Source organism: Bacillus sp. S4, assembly GCF_040838205.1.
GTDB classification, from domain to species: Bacteria; Bacillota; Bacilli; order Bacillales; family Bacillaceae_G; genus Bacillus_A; species Bacillus_A cereus_U.
On record NZ_JBFPJI010000217.1, the window covers coordinates 1 to 5,635 of the forward strand.

Below are 5,635 nucleotides of genomic sequence, written 5' to 3' on the forward strand. Positions count from 1 at the left end.
AAAGAGAGGACATATGGAATTCTAGTTTAGACAAAATTACGCTTTCTACGTTGAAATAAGAAAAAGGTGTTCATAAAAATTATATCTGAAGAACATCTTTTCCTTTCCCCTTTTTTTCTGATACACTATGACAGTATTATATAGATTGACTGGAATTTTTTAAAACTGGGAATAACTAAAAAGAGAACTTGTATAGAATGTAAGCGTGTGGTAATATCAAAGATGTACTAATTGACTATATCATCCAATTGGTCATTTTTGGAGGTGACGATGTGGCGATAGATCGAAAACGTTCTATTATTGAAGCTGCAACAAAGTCTTTTTCAGCATTCGGTTATAAAGCAACGACGATGGATCAAGTTGCGAAGTTAGCGAATGTAGGAAAAGGAACAATTTATACTTTTTTCAAAAATAAAGAAGAACTATTTGGCGAAATTATTTCTAATTTAATTACAGAAATGAAGCAAGTCGCAAAAGACGCAATTCGTTCAGATATTTCATTTTTTGAAAATGTACATAGAGCATTATATAGCATATTAGAATTTAGAAAAGAACATCAGCTCATGATTAAACTAATTCAAGAAGAGCGTGATATGGGAACGAAAGAAGTACAAGAAGTGATGCAACAAGTAGATGTGGAAATCATTTCTGTCATCCAATCTTATTTAGAGATTGCGATTGAAAAAGGTGAGATTAGCAAATGTGATCCAGAAATTACAGCGTTTATTATGCTTCGCCTATACGTATCGCTTATTTTTGATTGGGAAAAAAATCATGAACCGTTAGAAAAAGAAAAGATATCGGAATTATTCGAACTTTATTTACTAAAAGGATTGTCAAATTAAGATAATCCTTTTAATATTATAAAAAAATGACTAATTGAACAAATTGGTCATTTATATGAGAAGGGTGGTTAAATAGTATAATCAAGTAGTTGAAAATATGCATAGTATAAATTCGGGGATAAGGCATATGTATGAACAGATATAGCCTTTTTATTTGGTTAAAAATGACTAAATAGACATTTTGGTCATTTTTGAAAAGGGGGATAAATTATGAAATGGCATAAGTTGCTTAGTAAAGAATTTGCAGAGATTATAAAAAGTAAAAAAATATTAATCCCAATCATTGCGGTTTTATTTGTACCGATTTTATATGCGGGTATGTTTTTATGGGCCTTTTGGGATCCGTATGAGCAGCTAGATGACTTGCCAGTTGCGGTAGTCAATTTAGATAAAGGTGCAGAACTTGATGGGAAACCAATTGAGGTCGGGAAAGGGCTCGTTGATAACTTAAAAGATAATAAAAGTTTTAAATGGGAATTTGTAAGTGAAAAAGAAGCGAAAGAGGGAATGGAAGGCAGAAAGTATTACATGTTAGTACGTATTCCAGATGACTTCTCAAGTAACGCTACAACGTTATTACAAGACGATCCGAAACCATTAAACTTAGAATATATTCCAAATGAAAGTTTAAACTTCTTATCTTCACAAATTGGCGGAACAGCAATTGAAAAAATTAAAGGTGAAGTATCAAGCACGTTAACGAAAACATATGCAGAGAAAATGTTTGATTCCATTAAAGACGTATCAAAAGGATTAGCAGATGGAGCGGACGGAGCAAATAAGTTACATGATGGAGCTAGTGAGTTGCATGATGGATCAAGTAAAGTGACGGATGGACTCCATACACTTCAAGGGAAATCTGGGGAGATGAAAGATGGAGCTCAGAAATTAGCAGATGGATCTAATAAATTGCAAGATGGGTCCGGAAAAGTAACAGATGGTTTAAATACATTAAATAGCAAAACGGGTGAAATACAAACTGGTATAGGGAAATTACAAGATGGGTCTGGAAAAGTAACAGATGGTTTAAATACGTTAAATGGAAAAACGGGTATAGGGAAATTACAAGATGGATCTAGAAAAGTAACAGATGGTTTAAATACGTTAAATGGAAAAACGGGTGAAATGAAAAAAGGAATTGGCGAATTGCGAAGTGGGTCTGAGAAAGTAACTAAAGGTTTGAACACATTAGTAAGTAAAACAGGTGAATTAAAAACAGGAACAATTGAACTATCAAATGGGATGGAAAAACTTGTTGGGGGGCAAATTCAATTAGAGAAAGGGTCTCAAGAGATTCAAAAGGGTTTACAGGAGTTAAATAGTAAAGTGCAAAATTCTGTTGCAGGCCTAGAGGAGGCGCAGTCGAAAGGTCCTTCTATATTAAATAAAGTAAACCAGAAAATAAATGGAGCTGAAGAAAACGTAAATCAGTTAAATGAAATTACCCAATCAACAGCAGGGGATGCAAAAACTGCAGCACAAGATGTAGCGAATTTACAAAAGCAAATTGAAAGTTTACCGAAAGAATATCAAGAGCAGTTACAGCCATTTATAACAAATGCGGTAAAAAGTACGGCGACAGTTCAACAGAAAGCTGCCGGAGTAGCAGGCGGAACGAGCAAATTAAATGAAGAAGTAAAACAATTAAAAGGTGAAATCAGTGAAAAGACAAGTGGAATGCAAAGCAAAATGCCGAATCCAGAAGAGGTGGGAAATTTAGCGAGTGGTATTAAGAAATTAACGAATGCGCAAAACGAATTTGTAAGTAAGTTTCATGGATTAGGTGAAGGATTAGGTAATGCAAAAGCAGGTGCTGATAGATTGAAAGACGGATCAGGTCAATTAATTGATGGAGAAAATCAATTATTAGATGGATCTGGAAAGGTAACAGAAGGATTAGGTGCATTATCTGTAGGAGCAAACCAAATGGCAGGTGGAATCACTCAATTAGCGGATGGCTCAAGTCAAGTAACAGGTGGTTTAGGCACAGTATCTGTAGCAGTAAACCAATTAGAAGACGGTTCAAGCCAAGTAACAGGCGGTTTGGGTACATTATCAGTAGGAGCAAGCCAAATGACAGGTGGAATAACGCAATTAGCAGATGGCTCGGGTAAAGTAACAACTGGCTTAGGTACTCTAAATGGTGGTCTAAATAACATGGCAACTGGCTCAACCCAGCTAATCGACGGAGTAAATAAACTAACAGACGGCTCAGGAAAAGTGACAGACGGACTCGTAAAAGTAAATGATGGGTCAGGTGAACTTGCTGAGAAACTTGGTGAAGGTGCAGAAAAGACAGGAGAAGTAAAAGGAACGGATAAAACGTATGATATGTTTGCAAGCCCAGTAAAAGTGAAGGTGGAGAAAATAGCGGAAGTTCCAAACTACGGAACAGGATTTACACCGTACTTCTTATCACTCGGTTTATTCGTTGGGGCATTACTATTATCTATCGTATACCCATTACGCGATACAGTCGGCGTTCCGAAATCAGGATTCAGCTGGTTTATTAGTAAGTTTGGTGTTTTATTATCAGTCGGTATTATTCAAGCAATAGTAGCAGATGTCATATTACTATTCGGATTAGGTGTAGAAGTGCAAAGCATCCCATACTTCATACTCTTTAGCATTATTACAAGTTTAGCATGCATCGCATTAATTCAATGTTTAGTAACAGCATTCGGTGATGCGGGCCGTTTCATTGCGATCTTAACATTAATTATGCAGCTTACAACTAGTGCTGGAACATTCCCGCTAGAGTTGATTCCGAAGTACTTACAACCCTTTAATGCTTGGCTACCGATGACATACTCTGTATCAGGGTTTAAAGCAGTCGTATCAAGCGGTGATTTTAACTTCATGTGGCAAAATATAGGGATACTCATGATCTTTATCGTTGTATTATCACTTGGAACAATCGCTTCATTAACTTGGATGCACAAACGAAAATTTAGAAATATTGCTGAAAATCAATCACTTGAAGCGTAAATAAAAAAGCACCGAAATGGTGCTTTTTTATTTATCTTATTTTAATTAGAGGATTATCCTCCATACTTTTGCTGTAGTTCTTTATTTTTAGTGAGCACATTTTCAAATTTTTCTTCATGTCCTTTTGGGAAGAGGACGCCTAAACCGTACGAATGTGAAAATTCTAGGTGAGGGTATTGTGCTTTTAAAGTATCCCATAACAAATGTACACCAAACCCATTTTCGAAGACGGCTATATCATGAAATAAAATAATACCGTTCTTTTTAAGTTTTGGTAACCATGTAACATAATCGTGTGAGACCGCCTCAAACGTATGAAACCCATCGATATGTAATAAATCGATGCTTTCATCTTCAAATTGATTTAAAGCATCATCAAATGTAGAACGAATCGTTTTTCCGATTCCTGGATAACACGTGTCCAGCACATTTGTTACGGTTTCGAATACATTTTCTCCATAGTAACCACCGTGTGGATCTCCTTGCCAAGTATCAATTGCAGTACATTGTGTCGGGAGTTGTTCATCTTTAACAGCCTGACAAAAACTGTAGAAGGAAGATCCATAATATGTTCCTAATTCTACTAGTGTATTAGGTTTGAAAAATGTAACGAGATCGTAAGCAAACTTGTTATGCCCAGCCCATGGCGAAGAAGTTCTAACAGATGGAACGACTTGATCTACTTCAAACAAAGGATCATAATAAATCCACCGCATTCATATTCCCCCTTGACTTGTAATTCATCCATGTAAATATATGTGAAAGATCATTGGATAGAACATATCACTTTTATTTAAAAATTCCTGTAGACCTACCTAAAGGAGAGGGGAATATTAAAAAAGGGATTACAAAGATTTGAATAGAATCATATACAGAAAGAGGAGGAGCTATGAGAAAAAAATTCAACTATTATTTCATACTATATCCATGCGTCTATTTCCTCGTTTTCACCATATCACCGATTTTGTTTCGCAAAGAAGAACATACTAGCGTAAAAGATACGTTAGCATTTCTTGGATTCTACTATTTCCTTATAAGCGTAGGGTATGCACTGGACCTTTTCGGTGAAAAAGACAAGGAAAAGGATAAATAATAAGGAGGAAAATAAAATGACCGAAAGTGAAATGAAATTTAGAGATACGATCATTCGTAACTTTTTCGATAAAGAGGACCGCTTAAAATCGATTCCAGGTCAAAAGAAGAAAAAACTAGTATTGTTAGAGCATTTAGTTAGCAAGTTAAATGCTGAAAAACAATATACAGAAAAAGAAATTAATACATTCATAAAACAATATCATGATGATTTTTGTACGATTAGACGCGAGTTTATCGTGCACGGATTTATGGATCGAGAGGATAATATGTACCGAATAAATGGGAGAGAGGTTTGAACGAAGTGGGAGGAATTAAAATAATGAATCAGCGGGGGGGATTCCACTGATTATGAGTCCGCGCTAGTCGTGCATTTTCTTTGTAGTAAGTCTATGAACTCTTCAATATTTGAACTTGTAATGTATCCCAACGTTATATATTCATCTTCATAGTAAAATATTATTTTTTTATCAAAGATTCTTCTCTTCGTTTCTATAGATAGAATTTTTTCATACTCAAATTCGGCAATCAATGTATTTTTATATTGGCCCAAAAAGAGAAGTCTTCTGTTAGTAGCAAATAACATGCCTGGATACGGGACTTTATGCGTATTAATATAGTCAGTAAGTGAACATTTTAAAGTAGAGACAATAACTTCGCCTTTATGTAATAGTTGTTTTGCAGCTGTTAAAATTGGATTCATTGTATAC

The 5,635-nt window shown here is 35.2% G+C and carries 6 protein-coding genes; 4 read left to right on the forward strand and 2 right to left on the reverse strand.

What is annotated here, in order from left to right; all coding sequences use genetic code 11:
- The first annotated feature begins 272 nt into the window (after nt 1-272).
- Nucleotides 273-845: a TetR/AcrR family transcriptional regulator gene (locus AB3X48_RS16725; RefSeq protein ID WP_002116844.1), complete on the forward strand. Its 573-nt coding sequence runs from the start codon at nt 273-275 to the stop codon at nt 843-845.
- Between the two features lie 210 nt (nt 846-1,055).
- The gene (locus AB3X48_RS16730; protein ID WP_367959748.1) at nt 1,056-3,833 is read left to right on the forward strand and encodes a YhgE/Pip family protein; all 2,778 of its coding nucleotides are present in this window, start codon (nt 1,056-1,058) and stop codon (nt 3,831-3,833) included.
- Between the two features lie 53 nt (nt 3,834-3,886).
- Here AB3X48_RS16730 and AB3X48_RS16735 read toward each other — a convergent pair whose 3' ends face one another.
- Nucleotides 3,887-4,549, reverse strand: coding sequence for a class I SAM-dependent methyltransferase (locus AB3X48_RS16735; RefSeq protein WP_002158968.1), 663 nt, complete (start codon nt 4,547-4,549; stop codon nt 3,887-3,889).
- 173 nt (nt 4,550-4,722) lie between these two features.
- Here AB3X48_RS16735 and AB3X48_RS16740 point away from each other — a divergent pair, with 173 nt between their 5' ends.
- Both AB3X48_RS16740 and AB3X48_RS16745 read left to right on the forward strand, forming a co-directional pair.
- On the forward strand, nt 4,723-4,926 hold the full coding sequence (locus tag AB3X48_RS16740) for a hypothetical protein (RefSeq protein WP_002201454.1): 204 nt from the start codon (nt 4,723-4,725) through the stop codon (nt 4,924-4,926).
- Nucleotides 4,927-4,942: 16 nt separating this feature from the next.
- Nucleotides 4,943-5,224, forward strand: coding sequence for a DUF2087 domain-containing protein (locus tag AB3X48_RS16745; RefSeq protein WP_016104115.1), 282 nt, complete (start codon nt 4,943-4,945; stop codon nt 5,222-5,224).
- A gap of 50 nt (nt 5,225-5,274) precedes the next feature.
- Here AB3X48_RS16745 and AB3X48_RS16750 read toward each other — a convergent pair whose 3' ends face one another.
- On the reverse strand, nt 5,275-5,628 hold the full coding sequence (locus AB3X48_RS16750) for a PH domain-containing protein (protein ID WP_002201452.1): 354 nt from the start codon (nt 5,626-5,628) through the stop codon (nt 5,275-5,277).
- Nucleotides 5,629-5,635 lie beyond the last annotated feature (7 nt).

Coding starts and splice junctions, on each gene's coding strand:
- AB3X48_RS16730 (WP_367959748.1), top strand. CDS start 1,056: ATGAAATGGCATAAGTTGCTTAGTAAAGAATTTGCAGAGATTATAAAA.
- AB3X48_RS16735 (WP_002158968.1), bottom strand. CDS start 4,549: ATGCGGTGGATTTATTATGATCCTTTGTTTGAAGTAGATCAAGTCGTT.
- AB3X48_RS16740 (WP_002201454.1), top strand. CDS start 4,723: ATGAGAAAAAAATTCAACTATTATTTCATACTATATCCATGCGTCTAT.
- AB3X48_RS16745 (WP_016104115.1), top strand. CDS start 4,943: ATGACCGAAAGTGAAATGAAATTTAGAGATACGATCATTCGTAACTTT.
- AB3X48_RS16750 (WP_002201452.1), bottom strand. CDS start 5,628: ATGAATCCAATTTTAACAGCTGCAAAACAACTATTACATAAAGGCGAA.